Genomic DNA, 26,114 nt, shown 5'->3' on the forward strand with positions numbered 1-26,114 from the left:
GGAAGACTGTCTCCCTGTTTCTTAGGTTTTTCAAGCCGGGATAATCGGCAACACTGTGCTCCATCGATCTCATTTACCGAACCCGTCAATGGAGGCGCCGATGGACGTGCAGATAGTTGCCCGTGAATACTGCTTCACTCCCTTCCTGCAGGAATACCTGGAGCGCAGCGTGCGTTCCGCCTTCACCCATACGCATGACTATGTGAGGCAGGTCGCCGTGCAACTGCGCGAAGTCAGCGCCGCGCGCGGCGGGCGGGAAAACCGCTGCGAAGTGAGCGTCACGCTGCCCGACCGGCCGACCGTGGTGGTGCATGAGGTGCAGGAGAACATGTACACCGCGATCGACTATGCAGTGCGCCGCGCTGCGCATCGCACGAAACGGATGACGATGACGATGCGCAAGAAGCCCGGGCGTGAAGCCTTGCCGCACGATCCCGCCGCGGTGCATAAGGAATAAGCATGCCGAAGACGCGGCGTTCATGGATGAACGCATCAGAGCTGTTGAAGAATCATCCGCAGATCGGCCGCCTGCTCGGCAGCGGCAAGCCGCTGTTGTGGATACCCCGGCGGCGTTCTGTGGCCCTTGGTGCCGCCATCGGCGCGGCGATCAGCGTGCTGCCCATCCCGGCGCAGGCGCTGCTGGCCGCATTCGCCGCCATTCGCTTCAATGCCCATTTGCCGACTGCGGTGGTGCTGACCTTCATCGGCAATCCGTTCACCATGCTGCCCATACTTGGCGCAGCCTGGATGCTGGGCGCATTCTGCCTCGGTCAGCCGCTGGCCTGGCCGGAGACGGCGACGTTTTCCGTCAACATGGACTGGAACGGTCTCGTGCAAGACGCGGGATTGCCGCTGCTGCTTGGCGTTCCCTTGCTGGCGATCCTGTCGGGCTTGCTGGCCTTCGGCATTGCGATTGCAGGGTGGAGGGGGGCGGTCTTGTATCGGTGGCGAAGGCGGCGGACGGATGCGTCAATCAGCGGAGGATGAAAGTACGGCGGTGATGGAGCAATATCCCAGTTGCGTAAAAAGCCGGCTTTGCTGATAGTCGATTTCCCGGCGAAGAATGACGGCCGACCCAACGATATTCTGGGTCAGCCGTATTCATCGGGCCACATGAAGGGCATCAAGCCCTTCAACCAACCCTTCAACTAACGGGTGCTGCCTCCTCGTTGTCAGGCGAAGACACAGGACCGGCGTCCACGGCAACTGGTTCCGCGGTGTCCGAGTTGTTCGATATGATGCTCATGACCAGCGCGAGGAAAGCGTTGCCGGTGTTCGCTCCGCTTCCTCCCGCAGGGGAGCCGGGTTGACTCGCATTACCGCTATTCCCGGTGTTGTTCGCCACTGCGGGACTATTGCTGCTGCCTCCGCCACATGCGGCAAGCGCCACCGTTGCGAATACGATTGCCAAGAGATATTTCATAGGTTGCTCCGGATATGAGTGAGAGATCTACGTGGCGGCCTCGATTACTCTTGCGGCGAGCCTGCCAGAGGTGTCCTCAAATAGGGGAAGGCGGCATCGTAGTTACTGTCGTCGGTATAAGCTCCATCCGTGAACTGCAGCGTGCCCGACGGTGCATCAGCGGGTGCGCATCCAAAGGTGGCCGGGTCGTTAAGGGTGCACAGCTTGCCCATCAATACCCGCAACTCCACATCGACGACATCATCGCCGGGGCGGCGACCATTCGGAAAGCCTGCGGTATCACCGCCAATCACCCCCAGTCGATTCTGAGCACCCTTGGCTTTCGGGGCGATCTCGGTATTCAGGCGCATCATTTCAGAAGGCACTACGTTGGCTGGTTTGTTAAGACCCGGGACACCTGTCAGGAAAGCAGTCACGAGATCATTCCGTGGCAGCTTTGTGGGAGCCTTCACGCCGGCACTTGAGAACTGCGACTCGATAACGGCCGCCAGGGTGGGGTTGGTGATATACGTCAGGAATTGCGCATCGCCGCTAGGCTTGCTGGCGTTGAATTTATCCTTGTCCTTCAGGCCAATGACCACTTCATTCACCAGCGGCATAGCCAGGCGTGATACCTGTGCCCAGGCGCCACCCTCCTTGGTGGTGGTGAATAGTCCGCTGTCAGGCGCTGGATTGATCACCCGGCCCTGACGAAGACTTGCTGTTGTCCATGCCCCGATTACCGGTTCATTTGCGGTACGCAGGCAAGATGTCGGCACCTCGATCGCAATGGCAGTCACATTTTTGCGCGCGAGGTCGTCCCGGGCGGAACGCTCCGCATCCGGATTGAGTTCGACGGCCGGTGTTTTGATGTTGAGGAGGTCGAGCGCTTCACCCACGTTCACGACAAACGGGTCCTTGCGCTGGCCGACGAACATGCGTCCAGGCGAGTCGCATCCGGGAATGTTGACGTTATATAGGTGTTGTCCTGCATAAGCGGCATAATCGGGAATGCTTTTCTTGCCGATGTTATCGACCGGCTTGTCAAATGTCGTACCGCCTCCAGCGGCGTTCGTAACAGCTTGTCGTTGGCCGGAGCGACGGTCGCCCCTGACGATGTTCACCGTATAGGTCTCCTGCATCTGCAGATTGGGAGACTTTGGTGATTCGATCCTGCTGCCATTGATGACAGGAATAGAGACCTGCTTGTCCCCAACCGGCAGTGCGATATCTTTCAATTCATTCTTGAACTGAAACTGGAAGGTCAGGTCTTCCTTGCCATCCCCGTTGTTGTCGACATGAATTTCATAGAGCCCGTTCTGGTTCATCGGGAAAAAAATCGGGCCGCCGGGCGGGTCTTGCAGGGGAATATAGTCTGCGACCATGGTGGTGTAGTTTTCGCGCCCTGGCTCATAGCTGCGAAACATGTAGAAGTCTGTTGCATCGACGCTTGGGTTCTGGGAGATAAAGGGGGCTTCGCGGTGGCTGGAAGCGAAGCCTGGAGAGCTCACTGCACTCATGGCTCCAATGGAAAGTGCTATCGCCGATCGGATTTTAAAATTGACTGCAGGCATGCTTGTCTCCAAACGATGTGAGAAGGTAGAACAAAATGTTCTGGTGGTTTGCAGGAAGTCGATCCTTTGACGTTCTGCCCATGCACCCGGTATAGATTTACGCAACGCTGCAGCTTTGCATCTCTTAAAGAACTTGCACTGCTGACGCAGGCAACGGCGATCTAACAATCCTTGTATGTTCGCTTTTGTTTTTTGGATTCCATTTTCATAAAGGATTAGCGTCTGGTTTGATAAATCTCACGGTTACGTAAATGGAATTTTTCGCCTGCGCAAGAACCGTCGCTAAAACCGGTGGCTTCCACGCGCATCGATTGGCGCATATCAAGTACGGCGATCATTGACAGAAGTACTGTCTGCTATACAAAAATGGGCAGCCGAACCTGAACATGCAAAAGCAAGAATATTCACAGGCAGAGGCCGACCTTCAACTTTCCCGATGGATATGGGCAACAACGAAAGGTGACGAGAGCGCTTTCTCATTGCTTTACGCGGCGACAGTCAACCTGTTGTACGGCCTCGCATATCGCATTACCCGGTCAAATGAGATGGCCGAGGAAGCCGTCGAGAATGCCTATTTTTATGTATGGCAAAACGCTCAGAAATTTAATGTCCTGCGAGGCACACCGATTAAATGGATGATGGTGATATGCCGAAGCCAGGCACTGATGCTACTTCGTTCCCGTGACACCAACACTGTGGTCTATACGGATGATGATTCCTATGCCGACGAGGCTGAAGCCGAGGCGGACCCGCAACTTCTTCTATGCGCGATAGAGGAAAAAAGCGCATTGCATGCCGCGCTCAAAGCCTTGGACGCCGATAGCAGGCAAATCCTGACGCTGGCGTTCTTTCGTGGTCTCACCTATTCGGAAATCAGTTCGCAGTTAGACATGCCGCTTGGCACGGTAAAAACCAAAATGCGGTATACGATGGTCTTCTTGCGCGAGAAGCTCAAAACGCTGAGGTGCAGCAATGTCCGATGAAAAGAAGATATCCGGCGAAGTGCCTATAGACGACGACATCCAGGCATCGATGTTTTCCGAACTCAAGCCTGTACCACTGAGCGACGCTGCTCATGTTCGAATGCTTGGCCGCACCTTATCCCGAATAAGGGAGACTTCCCCTCTATCGTTTGTAACGGTAAGGACATGCGAGGGCGAGTGGAAAGAAATTGGAGCCGGTGTATTTCAAAAACAGTTGCGTGAATCGGGAAAGATGAACGCCTGCATGTACCGCATGCTGCCCGGCAGTGCATTTCCAGCGCATGAGCACGCTTCAGACGAAGAATGTCTGTGCCTTGAAGGCGAAGTCAGCCTTGGTGGTATTCAAATACGCGCCGGCGACTTCCACCTGGCGCCAAAAGGACTGCCGCACGGGGAAATCACAACGGTGGAAGGCTGCCTGCTCTACATTCGGTGTGGTGCAACCTGACTCCAATTGATTCATGTATTGGCACACCGAATTCTGTTCAAGTCAGGCTGCCAAAGCAAACGCCTCAGCAGGTCTTTCACGCCCAGCGCTTGATGTGGAGGCCGGGTGTTATGGAAGTTAATCCAGTCACCAATGACCTTGCTCGCATGCTGCGGCGTCTCGAACCGATGGCGATGCACACACTGCTCCTCCTTTACGATCCGGATGACTCGATCGACCATGCCGTTTTGCTCTGAACAATGCGGCGTAATAAATTCCTGCTTTTACTCATAGCTTTTGAGCAGCGCGGTATAGCCGCGACTGGGGAAGACTACGCCGCTATCGGAGCGAAGCAGGAGCGGTGCAGGCACCGTCCAAATGTTCCGTAGCGGGCGACCTGCGCCTGTTCCAGCGCCGATTCGCGGCCATGGCCTTGCCGGAGCGTGACAGCTTCCGGCTACGTACGGCTCGACTGGAATCAAATTCGGGAGTGGTGTACGGCGGGAGGATGGAGTGGAAAAAGCGATCTCACGCACACAGCAGCGAGCATGGCACCGACGCAAGGGATTTTCTACGGTTAAGTGCTTACGGATACAGCATCGGTTTGCCGCTGGATATACATGTCGTCAAATCCGCATCCGCGTTCATTTATTGATGTTACCCACTACAGCGAAAATTCGAGACAAAATGGGAAGTTTAGTCGACCCCATAGCTATCTCATGCAAAGTCCCCGTATCGAAATCGCGTCCGACGGTCCTGAATTCTCCCGCATCGTTCTCGGACTTTGGCGGATTGCCAACTGGAATATGAGTCCGGCGCAGCGATTGTCGCTGGTCGAACAGGCACTCGAGCTTGGTATCACAACCATTGACCATGCAGACATTTACGGAGACTACGACGGCGAACGCTTGTTCGGCGAGGCACTGGCGCTGGCACCAGCGCTGCGGGAAAAGATGGAAATCATCAGCAAGTGCGGTATCCGTCTACTATCCGCCAACCGTCCGGCGCATCGCCTGAAACATTACGACACAGGCCGCGAGCATATCATCGCCTCGGTGGAAAATACGTTGACGGCGCTGCACGTCGAGTATCTTGATCTGCTCCTGATTCACCGTCCGGATCCCTTGATGGATGCCGATGAAGTGGCCGAGGCCTTCACAGCCCTGCGCCGCGACGGCAAGGTGCGTCACTTAGGCGTCTCCAACTTCACGCCGGCACAGTTCGAGCTGCTGGCCTCGCGCGTACCGCTGATGACCAACCAGGTGGAATTATCGGTGATGCACATGGATGCCATGTACGATGGCACGCTCGACCAGTGTCAGCGTCTGCGCATTGCGCCAATGGCATGGTCGGCCCTGGCCGGCGGACGACTGTTTGACGACAAAGACCCGCGTGCGGAGCGGTTGCGAAAGGCGCTGACCAGCATCGCCGAAAGGCATGGCGTGTCGATGACAACTATCGCCTATGCCTGGATTCTCCGGCATCCGTCCAGACCGCTGGTGCTCACGGGTTCGCAACGTATCGAGGCAATGGAGGAGGCGGTTGCCGCGACCGGGTTGACGCTGGCCCGGGAAGAGTGGTACTCGATCTGGACGGCGTCGACGGGAACGAGTGTTCTTTAAGCTTAAGATCAGCTAAAAAGTGTATGCCGACGGCTTTGTTCGTAGGTCAGTCATGCAGGGAATGCCAGCGTTACACCCTTGCAGAACCGGACGTAAGCTTCTCGACTTGTCCGGTTCCTATTGCCCACCCGGTTGCGAGTTTTCAAGATGGCGAAGAATGAGTTTTGGGTACGGTCCTCATCGTTTGCCTGACTGGCATCTAAAAGTCTAGATTTCGGGGGCACCTCAAAGCATGAAAACACCTGCAGAGGAATTCGCTTTAGAAGCATGATCTGAGCGGATTCTGCTGGGTCAATACACCTTAGTATGTTGTGCGTTTGCCTTCTGTTGGTGGCATGAAGCTTGTGCGGTTCATCTGCACGAGGAAGTCACGCCAGAGGTGGTGGAAAAAAATCCGCAAGACCGACCGCGAACGGGATGCTGCTGGCCGCGACTGCTGCGGTCCATCCGAGCTTGGATGACCGCGGCACGTTGGCTCATGCCCTGCTGGAAGGCTTGCCCCGACAATCCCCCATCGCCAGAGCTCGCAGCACATTTGAATTTTGCAGTTGGATTTTGTCATGGGTTGTCATATTCGCTTGGACTGAATAACATGAATATCGATAGTTTTGTCGTCAGTTTCATTAACGACCCATACTGAGCCCGAGCTCGAAATAAAACGCGCTTCGCCATCGATATGTTCAACGCCGATAAACGGATCGCTCTCCAGTGACATTACAACCCAGTCCATAATATTTCCAGTTTTTTTATAAAAGAAACCGCAAGATCCATGTGCTGATGCTTCTCCACCAGAATAGACCGAGTTTGCAAAAATTTTGGAAAAACTACTGTAAATATCAGTTAGGTCATCTTCGCTAAAATTGATCTTATTTTCTATGACTACCTTTCCGTTCAACAGTCTAAAACTTAGTAATGCCTCTCCATTAATTGCAATGCAATTTGCATAGAAAAACTTTTCATTGCGTATTAGTTCATTAACATCCAACTCGGTTGCTCCTATTTTGAGTAATCCTTTTTGTGCCATCCTCTGCCCCGATTGCGGGCTTTTCCGGCGTTCCGTATTGGCCAAGTCCATTTTTCTTTAGTCGTTCATTGAACGCAACGTCCCATGTTTTTCCTGTCGTTGATTTCGGATATGCACTAGATCCTGCTACCATATTTACCGGGACTTCTTTTAGCCCAAGAGACTGTGCCGCGGCTAAGCGGCGATTATCAAAACTTACCAAGACGCCGTCTCGATTAATTACGTTCAATGGATCTCCGATCCATCCCTTCTTAAACATCACTTCTACATAATCATTCGGGCTAACCCAAGACTGACTGTAATTTATAGTATTTGGGTCAATGTAGCTTGGATTCAACCCTAAAGGATCATTCCACGATAGAGGATTAACTGCATACCTATAAAGATTAATCCCCCCATCCAACCCAATCGGATCCCGCGTCAGAAACCGCCCCACCTCCGGATCATAATACCGGAACGTGTTGTAATGCAGCCCCGTACTGTCATCCTCATACTGCCCGGCAAACCTCAGCGGCTGTACAAACTCCTCGCCCATTTTCAGCGGCGCATCCAGTACCTGCCGTTTCATCCGGCCCCATGCATCGTACTCGCCTGCCCAGACCAGCCGCCCGTCTTCATCGGTGACTTCCAGCGGCGTGCCGATCTGGTCGGTATGGAAGTAATACAGCTGGCCATGGCCGATACTCCCGTCGCTCCTGACCGACTGGTCGAGTCTTGCCAGCGGCGCATAGCTTGGCCCGCCATCCTGCTCGTACAGATAAGTGCTGGCCCTGTCCGGCGTGATTTCCTGCAACAGCCGCAAGCCTTGCCAGACAAACTTGGTGTCGCTGCGCTGCTGCCCCGGCGCCCAGTCCTGGGCCGATCGGACGGTCTTGCCAATACGCCGCCCCAGCGCGTCATACGCGAAGCGGGTAATGAGTTCTCCCTGCCGGGTATCACCGCGCGCTTCGATCAGGCGGTCGTCGGCGTCGTAGGTGAAATGCTGCTGCTGCCAGGATCCTTTCCTGCGGCTGAGGACATTGCCGAAGGCGTCGTAGCTATAGCGCAGGTCCTGCCAGACCATGAGCCGGTTGTTGCGGACGGCGCCGGCGCTGCGGCCGGTGGAGGTGTCACAGGGATTGTCGGCGTCGTCCCAGCTGAAGTGTTCGGTCCCGGTTTTTGTCAGGCAGCCTAGCAGGCGGCCATCCATGTCGTATCGGTATTGCGTATGGCCGCGCAAGGCGTCGTGGCGCTCGAACAGTTCGTCGGCGGCGTTGTAGCCGTAGCTGCGCCATAACTGGCCCTTGTTCGGCGAGAAGGGGACCGTGTTTGTCCCTGCCTCTGCCTGTTCCGGGCGCATGCTGCTTTGCCAGCTGCGGCGGTTCATTGCGTCGTAACCGAAGCCGGTGCTGAGACGCCCCTGGGTACGGAGGATTTCGCGATGCAGATCGTCGCGTTCGATGTCGCATATCACCCGGTCTCCCATGCGCAACTGGTGCACATGGCCGCTGCCGTAGCTGAGCATGTCGAGCCGCTGCCCTTGCGGCAAGGTTAGCGATAGTGGATTGCCGAGTTCATCGTAGTTGTGCCGCAGGCTGCCGTTGGCGCCGTGTTCGGCGATCAGTTGACCGGCGGCGTCATACTCGAAGCGGACGGTATCACTCTCGATGCCGAGCGCCTTGCCGGCATCGGTCGGCGTGCGGGATGCGCTCAGGAGGCGGTCGAGCGCGTCATAGGCATAGCTGGTGACGGCGGTGTCGGTGTGCCGCGCGCTCAGGCGGCCGGCGGCATCGTATTCCATGCGCGTCACGCGGTGTTGCAGCTTGCCATTGTCGTCGCGGCCGGTGAGCTCCATGACAACCGCATTGCCGGCATCGTCATAGCGGTATTGTTTGACGATGCCGTCGACGCCGGTTTCGCTGACCAGCCGGTCGCCATGGTCGTAGTCGAACTGGTAGCTGGCGCCGTTGGCATTGGTGAGTTTTACAAGACGGCCATGCGCGTCGTACTGGTAACTGACGGTGCGCTCGGTCTTGCTGACAGATCTGATGACCTGACCGCGCCGGTTGTATTCCCAGTGCTCGCTGTGACCTGCGGCGTCGCGGTGCCTTGCCGGCAAGCCGGCGGCATCATATTCGAATTGCTCCTGGGCGCCGTCCGGCCGCAGGATCAGGATGGGTTCGCCGGTGGGCTGGCGTTCGACGATGGTGCGGTTGCCTGCGGCGTCGGTGATGCCGCGCAGGTAACCGTTGCCGTCGTAATCATATCGGGTGGTCTTGCCCGAGCAGTCGGTATAGGCGGTGATCTGTCCGCGCTCGCTCCACTGCATGCGCTTGATGCCGCCGCGCGGGTCCGTGACGGACTCCGGCAGGCCGTCGGCCCGGTAATCGAATTGCGTTTCCCGGCCGAGCGGATCGGCGGTGGACAGCAGCTGTCCGCGCTCGTCATATCGGGCAGTCCATTGACTGCCGTCCGGGAATGTCTGTTGCGTCGGAAGCAGGCTTTCGGCGTGATAGCCGGTGGCGGTGACGCGGCCGAGCGGGTCGGTTTCGCTGATCAGCCTGCCGAGTTCGTCATAGGCCAGTTGCACACTGCGCCGGCCGGGCAGGTGCATGCCGGTCAGGTTGCCGTCCTCGTCATAATCGAATCGGTAGCGGCCGCCGTCGAACCAGACGGCTTCGGTGATCTGGAAATGTTGGTCGTAGCGCCATTGCGCCGTGCGGCCGAGTACGTCTTCGACGCCGCTTGTGCGGTTTTGCGGATCGTAGCGGAACCGGTAATGCTCGCCTTCGCTGGTGCGGTGCTCGACGACGCGCATGCTGCCGCCGATCTCTTCCCAGCGATAGCTGCATTGCATGCCGAGCGCATTGTGCTGCTCGCACATCAGGCCGTCCTGATAGGCGAAGCGGCGCGTCACGCGGTCCATGCGGTCGGTCACGCTGGCAAGCTGGCCGTTGTCGTCATAGGCATAACGCACCAGCATGCAGGGCATTCCGCCTTCGATCAGTTCGATGGCTGTCAGGCGCTGCACCGGATGCGCATAATGCAGGGCGACGCGCTGGCCGCGGCCGGCGACCTGGAGCAGTCTGCCGTGTTCTCCGCGCTCGAATTGCAGATAGTTGCCCATCGGGTCTTCGATGCGCTGCAGATGCGCGATGCCGTTGGCATCGGGCGCATCGAACAGGTGGAATATTCCGTCCAGTCCGTGCGCCAGGTAGCGGCCGTCCTTGAGGCGGCCCAGCGTCAGCTGTTCGGCCCGGGAATAAACCTTCTGTCCCGGTTCCAGCAGCGGAAAGGGAATCTCGCGGCCTTGCACGCCGCAATGGATCAGGCGTTCGCTCTCGATGCGCAGGGATATTTCCCATTCATGCCGCCAGCCTCTGCCGAACATGCCTTCGGCTTGCAGGTCGCTGCCGTAGAAGCGGGCGCCGGTAAGCGGAAGACGTCCAGGCAGGTTGAAGTCGATCTCGTCGTGCGGCAGCAGCAGCTTGCGGCCGGTGGTGATCTCCACCGGATGGCCGATCAGGCCGCTGAGGGCGGGAGCAGCCACGTAGCGGCCGACGGCTTCGCCGGCGGCGAAGCCCGCGATGTATCTTGCCGCGCAGGGCGCAAGCGCCCGCATGCCCTTGCCGGCGGCCTTGCCGGCCAGTCCCGCCAGGCCGCCGGCCAGACCGGCCAGCGTGAAGGCCCAGTCGACCGCGGTACGCAAGGCTTCCGGGATTTCGGGATGGATCTTGAGGTAGCCGGTGCGCCCGCCGCCGATGAAGACATCGGACGAGCCGGTCTGTATCCTGGCGTCGCATTCGGTTCTGTCGTCGATGCGCGCGGCGGCAAGGCCATTGATGAAGACCGTGCCCGAACCTTCGGCCACGCGCGGCAGCGGCGGATGCTTGTCACAGGCCACGCCGCTCAGCTGCACCAGGGCGGCGGCGCGGCCGTTGGTGTAGACATTGGGCGAACCGGTGATGATCTTGCCGGAGGGCGTTCGTATGGCGCTGCCGATGGCTTCGCCCAGCATCAGGATGCCGCTTGCGCCGACTCCCGCCACCAGTCCTGCCAGCAGGCCGACCCCGAAGCCGCAGGTGAATGTTGCGAAGGCGACAGCGGCGATGAGCGCCACGCCGATGGCGGCGCCGATGAGGAAGCCGGCCAGGGCGCTGCTGTGGCTGATGCCATCGTGAATACGTGCGGCTTCGTACATTCAGCCCTCGCCGGCCGGGGATGGGGAGGAAAAGGCGGAAGAGGCGGAAGCCTGCGGCGACGCGTCTTCCGTAGTGCTGCGGGGAGTGAAGCTTGCCAGCCAGTCCGCCCAGATCGCATTGGCGTGGTCGCCGAAGGCGCCGGCGCCGGTTGCCGAAAAAATCAGCATGCCGCGGTTCGGGAAGGGAAAGGCGGCCTGGCGCTGGTGGATGGTCCGGTTGGCGCTCCGGTAGCAGGCGTCGATCTGTTCACCGGCAATGGCGGCGTCGCCGCCGCCGAGGCGGACCGGATTGCGGCCAAGCATCCTGTATCCGGGAATTTTTTCCTTCATGATGCCGATCTAGCGTCCCACGTAATCGGCGAGCGTTTCCTCGGGTTCCATCGAGTCGCGGCCGATGTTGAGGTTGAATGCGCCTTGCGCCGTGTCGGCCTGCACGAAGATATTGGCGGTGCGGTCCAGGTAGCCGTCGGGCAGCAGCAGCGATCCTTCATTGATGATGTAGCAGTGGTCGTGCAGCGGCATGGATGTTCTTTCTGGCGTGCGGTAGGCAGGGGATGAAAAGGCTTGCCATGTCCGCCACGGTCTTGAGTTAAAGAAATTGCAAGAATAATAATAAATTGCCTTGTTTGCAATGTTGTTTGTATGTCATATATCTAGGAAGACTGTCTTGGAATCTGTTCCATAACCCGCGCTCAGCGTTAGAATCCAAAGCGCTTTTAATCCGGGAACGCCTCGGATTCAGGGGCGCAGGGGTACGCGGATACGGGAAAGGGAAAGAACATGGGTACACGACAAACCGAGCCGGACTGGCTCGAAGCGGGTCTGGCAAGGCATCGCCAGAATGACTTGATTGGCGCTGTGAATTTCTATCAGCAAGTGCTGCAGGCGACACCCGACGCCGCCCGTCCGCGCCACTATCTCGGACTCGCGCTCTATCAGCTCGGCCAGGAGGCGATAGGCATGCACATGATGGAGCAGTCGCTGAGCGCACTCGCCGATGATGTCCAGATCCAGCTCAATTACTGCAAGGCGCTGCAGGCCATGGATACGGAAGCGGCCCTGCGGCATCTGCAGACCCTGGAACAGCGCATGCCGGCCGATCGGGACATCGCACTCCATCACGCGGAACTGCTGCGGTCCCTGTCCCGCCCGGGCGAAGCGATTGCCTTGCTCGAACGCCTGCATGCCGCCGCATCCCCCTCCGCCGAGACCCTGCATCTGCTCGCATTGCTCCATTACCGGGAAAACCACCTGGAGGAGGCGACCCGCTGTCACGAGGAATCGGTTCGGCTCAAGCCTGCGCTGGCGAAGGAGTGCCGCATCAGCCATGCGCGGCCGGCTGCGCCCACGGAAAAAAGCGAACTGGTCTGCCCCCTGCGCGATCTCCATGTGATCGACGATTTCCTGGAAGACGTGGCCGCTTACCGGATCGAAGCCCTGGCTCAAGCCTTCCGGCAGACGCAGTACGAAGGCCAGAATTATCCCGGCATGCAGACCGACGGCATGCCCTGTCAGGAAATCATGGAGCGGATCTCGACGATACTGCGCAGGCCGATCAAGACCCTGTCCCCGGATAACGGCGCCTACCGGCTCAGCTTCGGCCATTCAACGGCGCGTACCGACATCCACGTCGATAATGAAACAGGGGAGAGCGGCAGTTTCTATGCCGCCGTGCTTTATCTGAACCCGCCCCGGCAATGCCAGGGCGGAACCAGCTTCTGGAAGCACTTGCCGACCGGATGGGAGAAGCGCCCGTCGCAGGGCGAACTGCGCGCCGGGGGCTATGCGGATTTCAAGGCATTCCAGAAACGATGGCTTCCGAACCATCGGCTATTGCCATTCGGGCAGCTGAAGGAGCAGCGCGAAGCATGGCAGGCTGTGCTTGAAGTGCCAATGCGGCAGAACCGCCTGCTCATTTATCGCGGCGACTATTTCCATTCAATTACCGATGTCTTTGGCGCCACGCCGGAAGACGCGCGGCTCGTTCAATTGTTTTTCTTCGAAGTCCTGCCGGAAGAAAGCAGCACCATTGCGCCGATGGAGGCGGCGCGGGCCGGGCCGATAAAAAGGACCGGCACGGTGGAAGGAGAACGGCGCGCATTGCCCTATACTTCAGTCAGAGATGCCGCCGTATTGACCGGCATGCAGTCATGCGGGCGGCGGCAACATTGAAGGAAATTGAATAATGGCAATGGATTGGTTGAAGGTCTTGAAGCATGTCCCCTGGTCGGAAGTCATCGGCAATGCGCCGGGCGTTGCCGAAAACGCACGCAAGCTGTGGGGCGCGGTGGCAAAACCGCCTGCGGCACCGGTGCATACGGAGTCGGACGTGCACATCGCCTCGCCGCAGGAAGTCATCGCAGATATCGATGCACGGCTGAACGGCGCGGAAGCCGGGATATCGGACTTGCACGCTCAGATGCGCACCTCGTCCGAACTGATCAAGGCGCTCGCCGAGCAAAATGCGCAGCTCATCCAGCGCATCGAAGCCAATCGCAAGCGGCTGGTGACGCTGGCCGTGGCAACCGGCGTGAGCGGAGCCGTTGCCGTCATTGCGCTGATCACCGCCATCGTGCGCACGGCGGCCTGAGCGCTTCGCCGGCCTGACTCCAGCACGACTGCCTCTCAGCGCGCTTCGCGCAGCAGACGCATGCCGACCAGGGTGTAGCGCGTTTTCGCCGGATTCCAGTTCCGGTACGATGAACGCGCACACATGGCCCAGGTATGCCAGGAACCGCCGCGGCGCATCTTCACCGATCCAGTCGCCGGCCCGGGCGGGTTGTCGACCGAAGATTCATCATAGTAGCGGTCGCCGTGCCAGTCGGCGGTCCATTCCCATGGGTTGCCATGCATGTCATGCAAGCCGAAGGCGTTCCGGGCGAAGCTGCCGACCGGCGCGGTGAATGCACAACCGTCACGCCCTTCAAGCCCATGCCGCTTCCATTGAGGCCAGTGCGCTGCGGCATCGCGGTAAAGACATTGGCAACCTTCAGCAGCATTTGCGGAGCGTCTGCTGGCATGCGTGCGGGTGCAGCGCAATGGCCCCGTATTTCCATGCCGACACATCGCCTTGCAGAAGGTGCCCGGTATGTGCCCAATATGTGTCCGATTCCGCCGATGCCATACAGGCTTCATTACATATAATCAATCCGCGAAAGTGTCGGAGGATTAAGCTATAGCCATTCAGCGAGCGGCGTCCAAGCGATTACCGGATTGCATGGGTCTGCACGGGATACAGCAGGGTCAACAATCTGCGATCCGCCAATTGCGTTCGCCAGCTTCGACATCCCCAACATCCCCAACCACCAGACACAACCAGCCTTGCAATGAAGCTTGTACAAAAGATCTTCTCCATCGGCTACGTCATCACCGTCCTGTTCTTTCTCGTCTGCGGCATTGTGCTCCTGGGTTTTGCCGCCAACGAAATGTGGGCTGCCGTCGACCCGGCGGCCGACGTGCCGATGCGCCAGCGCTTCGTTCAGGTGCTCGAGTGCATCGGCTTGCTGACCATTGCAGTCGCGGCCTTCGAACTGGGACAGACCATCCTCGAGGAAGAGGTGCAGCGGTCGGCGAGCATGAGCGCGCCGACGCGGGTGCGGCGCTTCATCTCGCGCTTTCTTGTGGTTGTCATCGTATCGCTGTCCATCGAATGCCTGGTGGCGGTGTTCCAGCTGATTCATACCGCGCCCGAACTGCTGCCCCAGGCCGCATCGATCGGCGTGGCCGCCGGCGTGATGCTGGCCGCCTGGGGCTGGTTCGTCAGCCGCAACGTGGCGGCGGAAAACCTGGAGCCGACGGCCATGCAGCAGGCCAAGGCGGAAGACCACAAGATCGAGACTTGAGGGAGCGCCGAGCCGGTCCGATTACAGCACAGCGCAGTGCTGCGTAGCTTGCGGGAATACTGAACCCGGCGCGCCGTTCTGGCGGTCGCCGGGAACAACCGGCATGCATTTTCCGGACGAGCGGATGTCGCCAGGTAGAAGAGCTTCCTGATATTGGCAGACAACATGCCGCTCTGCGCGGGGGAACACGCGGTACAGGGTCAATGGAACTTTTCCTGTTTGATCTGCCACACATGCTGCTTCAACAGGACCCCTTCAATTTCCATTGACATGCATGTCTTCCGCCATCGTCCCAATGCTCCATCGCCCCCGGCCAAGCCCGGGGCCGCCTTCCACCAGCGACTGCAGGATCTGCTTCGGCAGTTGAACATTCCCGTGGCACCGGGCCCCGCCGCCGACGCCTACGTCCTTCGCTTTGCCGAGGAGCCCAGCCTTTATGTGATGAGCGCCGCCTCCGGCACCGTGCTGTTCGCTGCTTGCGAAGCCGGCGTCTTGCCGCCCGCTTCGCCGGCTGCAATGCTTTCCGGCTTGCTGGCGCTTAATCACCGACCGTCCTGCGACACCGACGTGAACGTCGGCCTGGATACCGGGAGCGGCACCGTCGTCGTCTCGTCCCGGTGCCGGCTCACCGCAGTCGACGCCGCCCTGTTCAAGTCGGTCCTCGACGCCATCCGAAGTACGGCAAGCGCCGCGCGAGCCATTATTTCCGGGGCTTCGGTCTCAGGCACGCGCCGGCCTGCACCCCGCTGATGATGAAGATGACCGCTGCGGCAATCCCGGCCCGCCGTTTTTATTAACTCTCTCTTGTAAAGCAGTTCCTATGGCAATTTCACCTCCTTCCACGCCTTCTGTGCCACTTACTGCGCGGCAACGCGTCTCGATCAGTCATCTTGTTCATGCTGGGGATTCCGTTGCGCCGGTGGCAGAAGCGATTCATCAGACGCAGATACCGAAAGCGCTTGAAAGAATATCGTCTCCCCCGAGGAGCAATATGACCGAGCCGGAGGCTGAGGAATTACTGGTGGTTCTGTCGCAAAAGCCGGGCCGCGCCGAACCGGCGGCCGATGTACCGGCCTCCCTTGGACTGCCAGCGAAACTGGCATTGGCTGGCGCCGCGCCGCAACACGCTTCATCGCATCTGCTGGCGGCGCGTCAGGCGGCTACGTCGAAAAGACCCAGGGAGCGGAGTGACTCACCGCCAGCCAATGCCGCCGCATCCGCAGTCGTCACCAAACGCGCAAAGACCATGGCCGCGCAGCCGCATGCGGCAAGCCCGAAGCCGGGACCCTCCTTCTTCGAGAACCAAGGCCTCGGCACGCTGACATGCCTGCAGCATGCTTTCAACAATGCCTGGCAAACGCACGCATGGGATATAGACGCTGCCGATGTCAGTTACGGGGCTGACATCGGCCTCGTATGCCGGGATGGGCGGTTTGCACACCGGCAGATGATGCGACTTGAAGTCGACAAGGAACAACTTCGCGCCATCGAACCCTTGTTGTTGGGCGAGTTGGAAAGAATGGTGGTTTATCGCGGACGGTACACGATGGAAGAAGAGGTGCAGGGCCACTATACGGCCTTGCTCAAGCAGGACGGTGACTGGTATGAACTCGACTCGTTGAAGCCGGCGCCCCGCAAAGTCGACGCCTCCGCATATCTTGCGGAAAGCCTGACGGAAGGCAGCACCCTGCTGGCTGCCGTGCCGTCGCAGTCCTCGCCCCGCATCAGGATTGCCATCGACGCCTTGGCGCACGGCGCCTTTTCCTATGCCTGCCGTCTTTTGGGCCGCCTCTACGGCACGCAGCCGATCGAGGCGCTGTCGAACAGGCTTGCGGAGCAACATCCTGACGATCCGGTGTTGACCCCGGAGAGACTGACGGCATACCTGCAGTCGCAGGGCATAAGCGCCTCACATGAATTGCTTCCGACGGTTGGCCGGGAAGGCAGAGATCTGCAGGATAGGCTTGATGGTCATCTTGCGGGTCACTCCCAGGGGATGCTTTGGGTGCGCACCTCGCCGTTCGTTATCGCCGTCAGAAAGCGCGGCGAGACCTGGGAGACGCTCATGCAGGATCTTGATCATGATAATGCGCCATTCGTCAATCGGACGCCTGCCGCAGTCTGGTCGGCGCTGCAGGAGAAATTCGATGAACAGCATAACGTAGCGAGCGACCACCGAAAACCGGAAATCGAAGCTGAACGTGCAGCGGTTGATTTTATCGGCCTCGCCGAAGCGCTGCCCGATACCTGGCCAGTCGCTACGCGGGCCGCCAGCATGGAGGAGGGCGTTTCACGCAGCCAGGCGACAGATTCCAGGACTGGAGAGATCCGCCGGGTGAGAAGTCGGAATCCTTATTTCGCGGTAATCGAGTTCAATCCCAAAGGAGAGCTTCAGATTGCTGCATACCGGATTCAGAGGAACAATACTGCGGAAGCGAGGCAACTCGCCGAGCAGACCCGGAAGGACATTCGGGAAGGCAGATTTGATGAAGCCGGGCATCGTGACGAGTTGTGGCGCCTTCATGGAAAACCGACCAGTGCGGCTCCAGGTGTGCATTGGGGTGCAACAAAACATTTTTGGAAAGTAAATTTCAATACGCCTTGCATTGGTACGCCGGCCTCGCAAGAAAAGGCGAAACCTGCGTTGACGCAGATCTTCAATGTGTCCAAGGATTCGGAGGGAAATTATGACAATCACGCGATCAAGCTAGCGCAGGATGAGGCGGAATCCGTATGGAAACGCGTGGTGACCGGTGAACTGACTTTCGAAGAATTTCTTGCCGAACGCCAAAGAGTGAAACCGGTGCACACAGCTAAATACCATAGCGGGATGAAGTACGTTACATGGATGGACAGCGGGCGCTCATGGGTAGTGACTTTCCGGGCAGACGCAAAGACGCCGGGAGGCAAAGCATATGCCACGAAAAATTTCCGGGCGAAAAGCCACAGTTTTGACGATGCCATGGCTGCTCTAGCGGAAGCCAAGAAATTCGCATCGACCGTTACGCTTGGCAAACCCGATGGCCGTAAGCCTTCGAAGAAGTAACACGGCACGGACGCGATCAGTTGATCAGTTGATCAGCTGAAGTGCCGTGCCATTGCGAGCATCGCCGCATCATATGATCGCCATTTGCCGGAACGAATCCCTTGGTGCCGAGGACCCTTGACAGTCAAGGCATGAACGACGCCGTCGGCGGTGGTAAAGATGCCGATGCGGTCTTCGCATCGCTGCCAAGGGCTTGCAAGCGGGGTGATCGCGCGACCACATGCCGCAACTTGGCATCCTTCGCAGCGCCATGCCCAGGCATATGAACACGTTTCGATATTGGCTTGATATTCAATGAAGGTTACCATGCGAAACCATGTCGGTCACGATTGACCGCCGCCGGCCTGCAACCCGGGCAGGCACCATGTCAAATCGATGGAGATCATGAATGCACAAATGGAAGATCCACGCCACAGCTCTCGCCCTTGCATCGGGACTTTGCCTGGCCGCCTTGCCGGCATGGGCGCAAGACGTCATCAAGCTGTCCACCACCACCAGCACGGAGAACTCGGGCTTGCTGAAATTCCTGCTGCCCGCCTTTGAAGCAAGGACGAACAGCAAGGTCAATGTCATTTCGGTCGGTACCGGAAAGGCGCTCGAACTGGCAAAGAACGGCGATGTCGACGTCACGCTGGTCCATGCGCGCGCAGCCGAAGACAAGTTCGTCGCGGAGGGACATGGCGTCGATCGGCGCGATGTGATGTACAACGACTTCATCATTGTCGGCCCGGTCAGCGACCCGGCAGGCATTGCCGGCAGCAAGGATGTGATCGCGGCAATGAAGAAGATCGCCGGCAGCAAGGCCAGATTCATCTCCCGCGGCGACAACTCCGGCACCGACCAGATGGAAAAAGCCTACTGGACGGAGGCGGGCATGAAGCCGCAGGGCGCCGCCTATGTTTCAGCCGGGCTGGGCATGGGCGAGGTGCTCAACATGGCGGCGGAACTGCAGGCCTACACCCTGACCGACCGTGCCACCTACGGCGCCTACCGCGCCAAGACCGGGCTGGTCGTCGCGGTGGAGGGCGACCGCAAGATGTTCAATCCCTACGGCATCATCGCGGTCAATCCCGCCAAGTACAAGGACATCAACTACAAGGGCGCCACCCGGCTCATCGAGTGGATGACTTCGGCCGAAGGCCAGAAAAAGATTGCCGAGTTCAAGGTCGATGGCCAGCAGCTCTTCTTCCCTGCCGCGAACAATGGCAGGTAATGCGAGCCCGGGTCAGCGAATGGCCCGAACTGATATGGATATTGCGTTTCAACCCCCGCCGCGGCGGGTGTAGCGATCGAAGTAATCAAGGAAGTCCCGCCGTTCAGCGGCATCAAGGCCGATGAAACGGAAGCGCACCATCAGAACGGGCAGCACGATCCCGGCAATGCGCCGGGGCGGCGCGGGAGCGGCATGGATCTCCACCTTTCCCGAACCGATGGCGATCCTGTAGCAATGCCCGTTGTCGAGGGCGCTGCTTTCAATGGCCGCATGGCGCGTCGCGCCCGGCAGCCAGCGTATGAGATCGGCTTCGGTGCAGCCCATCTCGCGCACCAGCAGCGCCGGGACCTGCCGGCTGTCCTGCCCGTCGAACGCATCGTCGCGGCCAGCCATCAGCGAGCGGGCATCATCCGCCTGCCACCGGAGGCCAGATCGCGATCACATCGCCATCCGCGAGCGAACGCTCGCCGCGCTGCGCCGGCTCCACGTACACGCCGTTGATCAGCACCAGGTGCACCAGTTTCTCGGGCAGGTTGAAGCGTCCGATCAGCTCGCCGAGCCGCGTCTGCGGCGCCACTTCAAGCTCCACCGCATTGTACTTGCGCTCCGGCGGAAGGTAATCGGTCAGGGTGGCGAACAGCTTGAAGGTGACTTTCATGGATGGCGCCACTCCGGCTGCTTGCGGGTGCTGGCGATGTAGGCTTCCGGCAGGCACAGCGGATTGGCCAGCAGCGCCTGCTTCCAGCCGCCAAGCTTGACCCGCGATTCGATCAGGCCGCGCAGCAGGCCGACATGCTCGGTAAAGCCGATCGCATTGGCGCCGACCAGCACATCGCCGTCGAATTCCAGCCGCACATGGCGGAAGGCTGCCTCATCGGTCAGTTCCACATGGTCGCCGCCCGGCACGCCATGCCAGCGGCCGAAGGAAGTGGAAATCAGGCCCAGCGTGTCGAGCACATTGATCTGCGTGACCCCGCGCTGCACCGCATGCCTGCCGGCCATGTTCATCGCCGCGCAATAGGCCTGGTCGGCGGCATTGGGCTGGATGGCCGACACGATGGTCTGGTCGAGAATCGGATCATAGGCTTCCGCGCAGTCGCCCGCGGCATAGACGCCCGGCACCGAGGTCTGCATGGTCTCGTCGACCAGGATGCCCTGCAGGCACTTGATCGGCGACTCCTGCAGGAAGCCGATATTGGGCTTGACGCCGGTGGCGGAAATGATGAGGTCGGCTTCCAGAGTGCTGCCGTCGGACAGGCGGGCCAGCAGCGGCGAGCTGCCGGACAAGTTGCGTTCGATGGCATCGACCCGCGTGCCGGTATGCACCGCGACGCCCTTGCCTTCGCACCAGCGCCGGATCATGTTGCCGGCGGCGTCGCCCATCATGCGCGGCACCATGCGTTCGCCCATCTCCACCACGGTCAGTTGCACCCCGCGCATGGCCAGTGCTTCGAGGATGATGCAGCCGATGAAGCCGGCGCCCATCTGCAGCACCCTGGCGCCCGGCGCGGCGCGCTCGAGAATGGCGCGGGCGTCTTCCAGCGTCCAGCAGTTGCGCACGCCGTCGAGTTCGATGCCGGGCACCGGCGGTCGGGCCGGCACCGAGCCGGTGGCGATCAGCAGCCGGTCGTAGGGAATCAGCGCACCATCTTCCAGCACCGCCTGCCGGGTGCCGGTATCGATGCGCATCACGCGGCCGCGCACCTGCTGGACGCGCAGCCGCTCGAAATGGTTTTCCTCCTTGCGCAGCCAGGTGCCGCGCTCGTCGATGGATCCGTGCAGCAGATAGGGAATCGCCATCCTCGAATAAGGACGTTCCGGTTCATCGCCGATCAGCACGATGCTGTCGCCGGCGGCATGCTTGCGAATGGTCTCCGCCGCAATTACGCCGGCGGGGCCGTTGCCGATAATGACATGTTGCATGATGTCCTCTTTCATGGAGATCGCCTGCGGTGCAGGCGCTCATAGACGCAGATCAGACGTCGATCAGACGCGGGCAAGACCGGGGCGCGGCTCTGCCGCGCTCCGGTCTTGCCCGGGCCGATGCGCAAGCCTACAGGCCGAGACGACTGCGCGTCTGCTCGGTCAGCTGGCCTTCCTGGGTCCAGCCGCGCGCGGCATAATACTCCGGCAGCATCTTGTCGAGGCCGCTCACCAGGCCGGCGGCGGGGCCGGTCTTGGCGGGCTCGGTCATCAGCCGCTTCGGCAGCGCATCATCCTTGTGGGTGAAGCCGGCGCGGTTGTTGAAGTCGCGCTCCATGTTCCAGATGCGTTCGCCGATCAGCGCCAGGTTCTCCATGTCGAAGGATTCATCGCAGGCCGCATGCAGTTGCGGCTGCAGGTCGGCCATGGTCCAGGCGAAGGTGGTGAACACGCAGACGCCGGCCGAATCGAACACCGCCGTCGCATCCTGGAAAGCCTTGACCAGCTCCGGCTTGCCGTCGGTGACCAGCGGATCGGTCTTGACCGGGATGCCGAGCACTTCCGAGGCCACGGTATAGCCGCGCAGGTGGCAGGCACCGCGATTGGAGGTCGCATACGCCAGGCCCATGCCCTGGATGCCGCGCGCATCGTAGGCCGGGAATTCCTGTCCCTTGACGCTCATCGACAGATCCGGATGGCCGTACTTCGCGGTCAGGCGCTTGGAGCCCATGCCGATCTCCCTGCCGAAGCCTTCGCCGCGTGCGGTGATTTCGGCGAGATAGGTCAATGCCCTGGCACTGCCGAAGTTGGCCTCGATGCCGATCTGCTCCTTGGTCAGCACGCCCATCTCATAGAGCTCCATCACCGCGCCGACGGTGGCGCCGAAGGAGATCGGGTCCATGCCGTCTTCATTGCAGAGGAAGTTGGCATAGGTCAGCGCTTCCAGGTCATTGACGCCGTTGGCCGAGCCCAGCGCCCATGCGGCTTCGTATTCCAGGCCGCCGGAGGTGCCCCAGTACTGCGGACGGTTCTGCACGGTGTAATGGGTTTCGTCGATCTTGGAAATGCGGCCGCAGGCAATGGTGCAGCCGAAGCAGGCCTGGTTGGTGACCAGGTTCGGCTTGCCGTCGGTGGCGCGCGGCTCGTGCATGGCTTCGCCGGAAATATCCTTGGCGCCCTCGAACTGCACCTCGCGGTGATTGCGGGTCGGCATCGCGCCGATCTCGTTGATCACGTTCATCAATACCTGGGTGCCGAATTTCGGCAGGCCCTGGCCGGTGACGGCGTTATCGGCAAGCACTTTCTTGGCCGCGGCGGTGGCCTGCATGAATGCCAGCGGGTCGCGGATATTGCCCACGCCCAGGGTGCCGCGCACGGCGATTGCCTTCAGGTTCTTCGAGCCCATCACCGAACCGACGCCGGAACGGCCGGCGGCGCGATGCAGATCGTTGACCACCGCCGCATACAGGCAGCCGGTCTCGCCGGCGCGTCCTATCGACGAAATGCGGATCTGCGGATCCTGGTGCCGCGCGCGCAGCGCGGGTTCGGTGTCCCAGACCGACTTGCCCCACAGCCAGGAAGCGTCGAGCAGTTCCGCCCTGTCATCGGTGATGCTGAGATAGACCGGCGTCGGCGACCTGCCTTCGAAGATGATCATGTCCCAGCCGGCCATCTTCAGCTCGGCGCCGAAATAGCCGCCGGAATTGGAACAGGCGATCGCGCCGGTCAGCGCGCCCTTGGTGATGACGGAATAGCGGCCTCCGGTCGAGGCCATGGTGCCGGTGAGCGGGCCGGTGGCCCAGATGATCTTGTTCTCCGGCGACATCGGGTCGACCTTGGGATCGACTTCCGATACGAAATACTTGGTGGCGAGGCCGCGCTGGCCGAGGTATTCGCGCGCCCACTGCATGTTGAGCGGTTCGGCGGCGCAGGTGCCTTCGGTCAGGTTGACGCGCAGGATTTTTCCAGTCCAGGACATGTCGTTCTCCTTGCCCTCTCAGGCGGTTGCCTTGTTGCCCAGCTTCGCCGCCCACTGCCGCATGCGGTCGAGCCCGGTCCAGTCGGCGTCCACATAGGTGATGGCGCCGGTGGGGCAGGCCGAAGCGCAGGCCGGCCCGGCCACGTTGTCATAGCAGAGGTCGCATTTCTGCACCTTGCCCGTGGTCTGCACGTAATTGACGGTGCCGAACGGACAGGCGATGGTGCAGACCTTGCAGCCGACGCACAGATCATCCCTGACCACCTTCGCGCCGGAGTTCAGGTCGATACGGATCGCCTCGACCGGACACGCGTGCAGGCACCAGGCTTCATCGCATTGCGTGCAGGTATAGGGCACCTTGGCGCCGGTCTGGTGGAATTCGAATACCTTGATGCGGGACTTGGCGGGATTGAACATCCCGTAGTTCTCGTAGCTGCAGGCCATTTCGCACTGCAGGCAGCCGGTGCACTTGTCCGGCTCGATGTGTAAGGACCTCTGCATGTTTCGTCTCCTTTGTTTTGAATCTGTCGATCGACTCTTCATCGGACTCTTCAACCAACCCATGACGGAAACTTGATGCCGGCAGCCGTTCACCCTTGCAGAATGAGCGCGTCGTCAGCATGGACACCGTCGACTTGCGATGGCTGCCGCATCGCTTCGATGTTGGCAGCCGGTGATGCAAAATCAATGTGAAAACAGATAGGCGGAAAGCATGTTCAACCGATTCTGCCATAGCAAAACCGCGTCTGCATAACGAAAATTGGAGCAAAAAACAGGAATGCGAAACCTGCTCCAATATGCAACGCAACTGCTCCAGATTGACACGGCCGGCGCGCCGCGGAGCAAGTCGCGTGCCGGTCCCCCAGAAGCCGGCACGCGTCACAGGCACGGTTCGGCGCAACGCAGCATGCCGATCCCTCCTCAACAATGCGCACAAGGCTTGGGACATGCCCAGCTTTTCCTCGTCCCGACATGATGCTGCCATGCCGCCCTCAGCGAATTTCCAGCTCCGGCTACAAGGCTGACATTGGCGCAGGACAAAGCCTTGCGGATTCGCAAATCATTTTTCCATTGGACACTTATTCTTTGCCTGTGACTCTTTTCCGACTGCAATCAGTGAGAGGCACAAAGGGCCTGCGCCTCATGTGCGGGCCTTTTTCTTTGCGCTCCGGCGCTCGACGGGGAAGGCCTGCGCGGCTCGCTGCCTCGCACGATCGCCATTGAGCGCTGTCAAATCCATGCAGGGGAAATCCGGTAGAAGTAACAAGAGCAGGACCCATGCCCGTGGCAAGCGCTTCCGCCTACGCGATACGGATGGCTGACCGAAGTCTCTCGACTGTGCAGTCAAGCGACCCGACGACTCAATGACTCAAGGGCTGCATGACCACATGGCTGCGTGGCTGAGATGACGCGCGACCGCATGCAGCCGGGGAAGAATCGCCATGGACACATTCATCAACAAAGGAGAACAACATGAATGCATTCAAACGTCTTACCGCTTCGATGCTCGTCGTGTGCGTCACAGGCTTGAGCCTGCCGCTGCAGGCGAGCGCCGCCATCGTGTCCACGCAGGAAGCTGCCGCCGCACCCGCAGCCAGTGCGGTAAGCGGGGAGCGGGACCGGGTGATCAGCTTCCTGTCGCGCGACGAGGTGCGCAAGTCCATCGAAGCGCAGGGCGTCGATCCGCAGGATGCCATCAAGCGCGTGCAAGCCATGTCGGATGAGGAAGTCCAGCAGCTTGCCGGGCGTATCGACCAGTTGCCCGCCGGCGGCAACATCATCGGCGTGCTCTTTACCGTCTTCATCGTTCTCCTTGTCACCGACATCCTCGGCCTCACCAAGGTCTTCCCGTTCACCCGATCGATCCGATGAAACTGGCGGTCTTCGCACCGGCATCATGCCCGCGCGCCATCGCCTCCGCGGCCTTGGTGCTGGCGCTGGCCGGGTGCGCTGCGCCGCAGGTCGTGTCCCTGCAGCAGCAATGGCCCCAGACGCTGGCGCCGGCGGCAAGGATCGACGGCGTTCCGTTTTATCCTCAGGACGATTATCAATGCGGTCCCGCGGCGCTGGCCATGATTGCCGCGGCGGCAGGTGTGCAGGTCCAGCCGGAGCAACTGGTCGGCCAGGTGTATCTGCCGGCACGACAGGGATCGTTGCAGCTGGAAATGCTCGCCGCCGGGCGCGGTCTTGGGTTGGTCACGCATCGGATCAGGCCGGACCTGGAGGCGCTGCTGCAGGAAGTGGCGGCAGGCAATCCGGTGATCGTGCTGCAGAACCTGTCCTTCCAGTTCGCGCCGGTATGGCATTACGCGGTGGCAATCGGCTTTGACCGCGGCAGCAACACCATCCTCCTTCACTCTGGCCGCACCGAAAAGATGGAAATGTCGCTCCATGCCTTCGAACGGACCTGGGAGCGCTCGGGCCGCTGGGCAATGCTGGCCATGGCGCCCGACCGGCTGCCGGCGGGCGCGGACGCCTCCGCCTATGCGGCTTCCATCGCGGCGCTGGAACGCAGCTCGCCGGCGGCGGCGCGCAAGGCCTATGCGGCGGCGCTGAACCGGTGGCCAGCCGATCCGGTGCTGCAGCTGGGGGCCGGTAACACGGCGTATGCGCAAGGCGACTTGAGAAGTGCGGTCCAGGCATACCGGAAACTGGTGGCGACCCATCCGGGCATCGCCGATGGCTGGAACAATCTTGCCCAGGCGCTGCTGGAGCAGGGACAGTCGCGTGAAGCCATGGCAGCCATAGGGAAGGCAGTCGCGCTGGGAGGCCCCAGGCTGGACAGCTACCGCCAGCTGCAGCAGCAGATTCAGGCGAAGCGCTAGAGCGGATTCCAGGTGGGTGTATGGAAGAATCGGTTCATGTGCCCAGGGCAAGCCGAGGCGACCGACCATTCACCT

The 26,114-nt window shown here is 60.2% G+C and carries 23 protein-coding genes and 1 pseudogene; 13 read left to right on the forward strand and 11 right to left on the reverse strand.

What is annotated here, in order from left to right; translation table 11 throughout:
• The first annotated feature begins 100 nt into the window (after positions 1-100).
• Entirely contained in the window at positions 101-457 is a 357-nt protein-coding gene (locus FH061_RS12950) for an HPF/RaiA family ribosome-associated protein (RefSeq protein WP_192805050.1), read from the forward strand.
• A 26-nt stretch (positions 458-483) separates the two neighbouring features.
• Complete coding sequence (locus FH061_RS12955) at positions 484-987, forward strand: DUF2062 domain-containing protein (protein ID WP_192805051.1); 504 nt, start codon at positions 484-486, stop codon at positions 985-987.
• A gap of 480 nt (positions 988-1,467) precedes the next feature.
• Here the strand turns inward: FH061_RS12955 and FH061_RS12960 are convergent, their stop codons facing one another.
• Complete coding sequence (locus tag FH061_RS12960) at positions 1,468-2,976, reverse strand: DUF4331 domain-containing protein (RefSeq protein ID WP_225984641.1); 1,509 nt, start codon at positions 2,974-2,976, stop codon at positions 1,468-1,470.
• Positions 2,977-3,362: 386 nt separating this feature from the next.
• Between FH061_RS12960 and FH061_RS12965 the strand changes: the two genes are divergently transcribed.
• Together FH061_RS12965 and FH061_RS12970 are read left to right on the forward strand one after the other, a co-directional pair.
• Positions 3,363-3,959 (forward strand): RNA polymerase sigma factor, encoded by a 597-nt coding sequence (locus FH061_RS12965; protein WP_151636241.1) that lies wholly within the window; start codon positions 3,363-3,365, stop codon positions 3,957-3,959.
• On the forward strand, positions 3,949-4,407 hold the full coding sequence (locus FH061_RS12970; RefSeq protein WP_151636242.1) for a cupin domain-containing protein: 459 nt from the start codon (positions 3,949-3,951) through the stop codon (positions 4,405-4,407). The genes FH061_RS12965 and FH061_RS12970 overlap by 11 nt, the downstream gene beginning before the upstream one ends.
• A gap of 11 nt (positions 4,408-4,418) precedes the next feature.
• Here the strand turns inward: FH061_RS12970 and FH061_RS30975 are convergent, their stop codons facing one another.
• Positions 4,419-4,628, reverse strand: a complete 210-nt coding sequence (locus FH061_RS30975) for an integrase core domain-containing protein (protein WP_264158741.1) — start codon at positions 4,626-4,628, stop codon at positions 4,419-4,421.
• Positions 4,629-5,006: 378 nt separating this feature from the next.
• Between FH061_RS30975 and FH061_RS12980 the strand changes: the two genes are divergently transcribed.
• Complete coding sequence (locus FH061_RS12980; RefSeq protein ID WP_318841001.1) at positions 5,007-6,008, forward strand: aldo/keto reductase; 1,002 nt, start codon at positions 5,007-5,009, stop codon at positions 6,006-6,008.
• Positions 6,009-6,576: 568 nt separating this feature from the next.
• Here the strand turns inward: FH061_RS12980 and FH061_RS12985 are convergent.
• From FH061_RS12985 to FH061_RS30980, 3 genes and pseudogenes are all read right to left on the reverse strand, one after another.
• Positions 6,577-7,032, reverse strand: coding sequence for a hypothetical protein (locus FH061_RS12985; RefSeq protein WP_192805052.1), 456 nt, complete (start codon positions 7,030-7,032; stop codon positions 6,577-6,579).
• Entirely contained in the window at positions 6,983-11,212 is a 4,230-nt protein-coding gene (locus tag FH061_RS12990; RefSeq protein ID WP_151636244.1) for an RHS repeat-associated core domain-containing protein, read from the reverse strand. The genes FH061_RS12985 and FH061_RS12990 overlap by 50 nt, the downstream gene beginning before the upstream one ends.
• Positions 11,213-11,734 (reverse strand): annotated as a pseudogene (locus FH061_RS30980) (DcrB-related protein). It lies immediately after the preceding gene.
• 258 nt (positions 11,735-11,992) lie between these two features.
• On the opposite strand from FH061_RS30980, the gene FH061_RS13005 reads away from it, so the two are divergent.
• Together FH061_RS13005 and FH061_RS13010 are read left to right on the forward strand one after the other, a co-directional pair.
• On the forward strand, positions 11,993-13,384 hold the full coding sequence (locus FH061_RS13005) for a DUF6445 family protein (RefSeq protein ID WP_151636247.1): 1,392 nt from the start codon (positions 11,993-11,995) through the stop codon (positions 13,382-13,384).
• 13 nt (positions 13,385-13,397) lie between these two features.
• Entirely contained in the window at positions 13,398-13,802 is a 405-nt protein-coding gene (locus FH061_RS13010; RefSeq protein ID WP_151636248.1) for a hypothetical protein, read from the forward strand.
• 35 nt (positions 13,803-13,837) lie between these two features.
• Here the strand turns inward: FH061_RS13010 and FH061_RS13015 are convergent, their stop codons facing one another.
• Positions 13,838-14,347: a formylglycine-generating enzyme family protein gene (locus tag FH061_RS13015; RefSeq protein WP_318841003.1), complete on the reverse strand. Its 510-nt coding sequence runs from the start codon at positions 14,345-14,347 to the stop codon at positions 13,838-13,840.
• Between the two features lie 191 nt (positions 14,348-14,538).
• On the opposite strand from FH061_RS13015, the gene FH061_RS13020 reads away from it, so the two are divergent.
• The 4 genes from FH061_RS13020 to FH061_RS13035 all read left to right on the forward strand — a co-directional run bounded on the left by FH061_RS13020 (position 14,539) and on the right by FH061_RS13035 (position 19,313).
• Entirely contained in the window at positions 14,539-15,054 is a 516-nt protein-coding gene (locus FH061_RS13020; protein WP_151636249.1) for a hypothetical protein, read from the forward strand.
• 270 nt (positions 15,055-15,324) lie between these two features.
• Positions 15,325-15,804, forward strand: a complete 480-nt coding sequence (locus tag FH061_RS30460; protein WP_225984649.1) for a CesT family type III secretion system chaperone — start codon at positions 15,325-15,327, stop codon at positions 15,802-15,804.
• Positions 15,805-16,045: 241 nt separating this feature from the next.
• On the forward strand, positions 16,046-18,100 hold the full coding sequence (locus FH061_RS13030; RefSeq protein WP_151636251.1) for a josephin domain-containing protein: 2,055 nt from the start codon (positions 16,046-16,048) through the stop codon (positions 18,098-18,100).
• A 388-nt stretch (positions 18,101-18,488) separates the two neighbouring features.
• Positions 18,489-19,313 carry a substrate-binding domain-containing protein gene (locus FH061_RS13035; RefSeq protein ID WP_151636252.1) on the forward strand — a complete coding sequence of 275 codons (825 nt, stop codon included), beginning with the start codon at positions 18,489-18,491 and terminating at the stop codon, positions 19,311-19,313.
• Between the two features lie 48 nt (positions 19,314-19,361).
• On the opposite strand, the gene FH061_RS13040 is transcribed toward FH061_RS13035, so the two are convergent.
• The 5 genes from FH061_RS13040 to FH061_RS13060 form a co-directional block, all read right to left on the reverse strand.
• Complete coding sequence (locus FH061_RS13040; protein ID WP_151636253.1) at positions 19,362-19,706, reverse strand: hypothetical protein; 345 nt, start codon at positions 19,704-19,706, stop codon at positions 19,362-19,364.
• 13 nt (positions 19,707-19,719) lie between these two features.
• Entirely contained in the window at positions 19,720-19,971 is a 252-nt protein-coding gene (locus FH061_RS13045) for a MoaD/ThiS family protein (protein WP_151636254.1), read from the reverse strand.
• The gene (locus FH061_RS13050) at positions 19,968-21,236 is read right to left on the reverse strand and encodes an NAD(P)/FAD-dependent oxidoreductase (RefSeq protein WP_151636286.1); all 1,269 of its coding nucleotides are present in this window, start codon (positions 21,234-21,236) and stop codon (positions 19,968-19,970) included. Before FH061_RS13050 ends, FH061_RS13045 begins: the two co-directional genes overlap by 4 nt.
• Positions 21,237-21,366: 130 nt before the next feature.
• Positions 21,367-23,214, reverse strand: a complete 1,848-nt coding sequence (locus tag FH061_RS13055; protein WP_151636255.1) for an aldehyde ferredoxin oxidoreductase family protein — start codon at positions 23,212-23,214, stop codon at positions 21,367-21,369.
• Between the two features lie 18 nt (positions 23,215-23,232).
• The gene (locus FH061_RS13060) at positions 23,233-23,715 is read right to left on the reverse strand and encodes a 4Fe-4S dicluster domain-containing protein (protein WP_151636256.1); all 483 of its coding nucleotides are present in this window, start codon (positions 23,713-23,715) and stop codon (positions 23,233-23,235) included.
• Positions 23,716-24,687: 972 nt separating this feature from the next.
• Between FH061_RS13060 and FH061_RS13065 the strand changes: the two genes are divergently transcribed.
• Both FH061_RS13065 and FH061_RS13070 read left to right on the forward strand, forming a co-directional pair.
• Positions 24,688-25,086: a PA2779 family protein gene (locus FH061_RS13065; protein WP_151636257.1), complete on the forward strand. Its 399-nt coding sequence runs from the start codon at positions 24,688-24,690 to the stop codon at positions 25,084-25,086.
• Entirely contained in the window at positions 25,083-26,039 is a 957-nt protein-coding gene (locus FH061_RS13070) for a PA2778 family cysteine peptidase (protein WP_151636258.1), read from the forward strand. Before FH061_RS13065 ends, FH061_RS13070 begins: the two co-directional genes overlap by 4 nt.
• Positions 26,040-26,114: the final 75 nt, after the last annotated feature.

It is taken from the genome of Noviherbaspirillum aerium, from assembly GCF_008929045.1.
Taxonomy (GTDB): Bacteria; Pseudomonadota; Gammaproteobacteria; order Burkholderiales; family Burkholderiaceae_D; genus Noviherbaspirillum; species Noviherbaspirillum aerium.

Excerpts from the sequence above, each read along its gene's own strand:
- FH061_RS12965 (WP_151636241.1), top strand. The coding sequence starts at position 3,363 with ATGCAAAAGCAAGAATATTCACAGGCAGAGGCCGACCTTCAACTTTCC.
- FH061_RS12950 (WP_192805050.1), top strand. The coding sequence starts at position 101 with ATGGACGTGCAGATAGTTGCCCGTGAATACTGCTTCACTCCCTTCCTG.
- FH061_RS30975 (WP_264158741.1), bottom strand. The coding sequence starts at position 4,628 with ATGGTCGATCGAGTCATCCGGATCGTAAAGGAGGAGCAGTGTGTGCAT.
- FH061_RS13050 (WP_151636286.1), bottom strand. The coding sequence starts at position 21,236 with ATGCAACATGTCATTATCGGCAACGGCCCCGCCGGCGTAATTGCGGCG.
- FH061_RS13055 (WP_151636255.1), bottom strand. The coding sequence starts at position 23,214 with ATGTCCTGGACTGGAAAAATCCTGCGCGTCAACCTGACCGAAGGCACC.
- FH061_RS13065 (WP_151636257.1), top strand. The coding sequence starts at position 24,688 with ATGAATGCATTCAAACGTCTTACCGCTTCGATGCTCGTCGTGTGCGTC.
- FH061_RS13030 (WP_151636251.1), top strand. The coding sequence starts at position 16,046 with ATGACCGAGCCGGAGGCTGAGGAATTACTGGTGGTTCTGTCGCAAAAG.
- FH061_RS13005 (WP_151636247.1), top strand. The coding sequence starts at position 11,993 with ATGGGTACACGACAAACCGAGCCGGACTGGCTCGAAGCGGGTCTGGCA.
- FH061_RS30460 (WP_225984649.1), top strand. The coding sequence starts at position 15,325 with ATGCATGTCTTCCGCCATCGTCCCAATGCTCCATCGCCCCCGGCCAAG.
- FH061_RS12970 (WP_151636242.1), top strand. The coding sequence starts at position 3,949 with ATGTCCGATGAAAAGAAGATATCCGGCGAAGTGCCTATAGACGACGAC.
- FH061_RS13020 (WP_151636249.1), top strand. The coding sequence starts at position 14,539 with ATGAAGCTTGTACAAAAGATCTTCTCCATCGGCTACGTCATCACCGTC.
- FH061_RS12980 (WP_318841001.1), top strand. The coding sequence starts at position 5,007 with ATGTCGTCAAATCCGCATCCGCGTTCATTTATTGATGTTACCCACTAC.
- FH061_RS13070 (WP_151636258.1), top strand. The coding sequence starts at position 25,083 with ATGAAACTGGCGGTCTTCGCACCGGCATCATGCCCGCGCGCCATCGCC.
- FH061_RS13010 (WP_151636248.1), top strand. The coding sequence starts at position 13,398 with ATGGCAATGGATTGGTTGAAGGTCTTGAAGCATGTCCCCTGGTCGGAA.
- FH061_RS13060 (WP_151636256.1), bottom strand. The coding sequence starts at position 23,715 with ATGCAGAGGTCCTTACACATCGAGCCGGACAAGTGCACCGGCTGCCTG.
- FH061_RS13035 (WP_151636252.1), top strand. The coding sequence starts at position 18,489 with ATGCACAAATGGAAGATCCACGCCACAGCTCTCGCCCTTGCATCGGGA.
- FH061_RS13045 (WP_151636254.1), bottom strand. The coding sequence starts at position 19,971 with ATGAAAGTCACCTTCAAGCTGTTCGCCACCCTGACCGATTACCTTCCG.
- FH061_RS13040 (WP_151636253.1), bottom strand. The coding sequence starts at position 19,706 with ATGGCTGGCCGCGACGATGCGTTCGACGGGCAGGACAGCCGGCAGGTC.
- FH061_RS12990 (WP_151636244.1), bottom strand. The coding sequence starts at position 11,212 with ATGTACGAAGCCGCACGTATTCACGATGGCATCAGCCACAGCAGCGCC.
- FH061_RS12985 (WP_192805052.1), bottom strand. The coding sequence starts at position 7,032 with ATGGCACAAAAAGGATTACTCAAAATAGGAGCAACCGAGTTGGATGTT.
- FH061_RS13015 (WP_318841003.1), bottom strand. The coding sequence starts at position 14,347 with ATGAAGCCTGTATGGCATCGGCGGAATCGGACACATATTGGGCACATA.
- FH061_RS12955 (WP_192805051.1), top strand. The coding sequence starts at position 484 with ATGAACGCATCAGAGCTGTTGAAGAATCATCCGCAGATCGGCCGCCTG.
- FH061_RS12960 (WP_225984641.1), bottom strand. The coding sequence starts at position 2,976 with ATGCCTGCAGTCAATTTTAAAATCCGATCGGCGATAGCACTTTCCATT.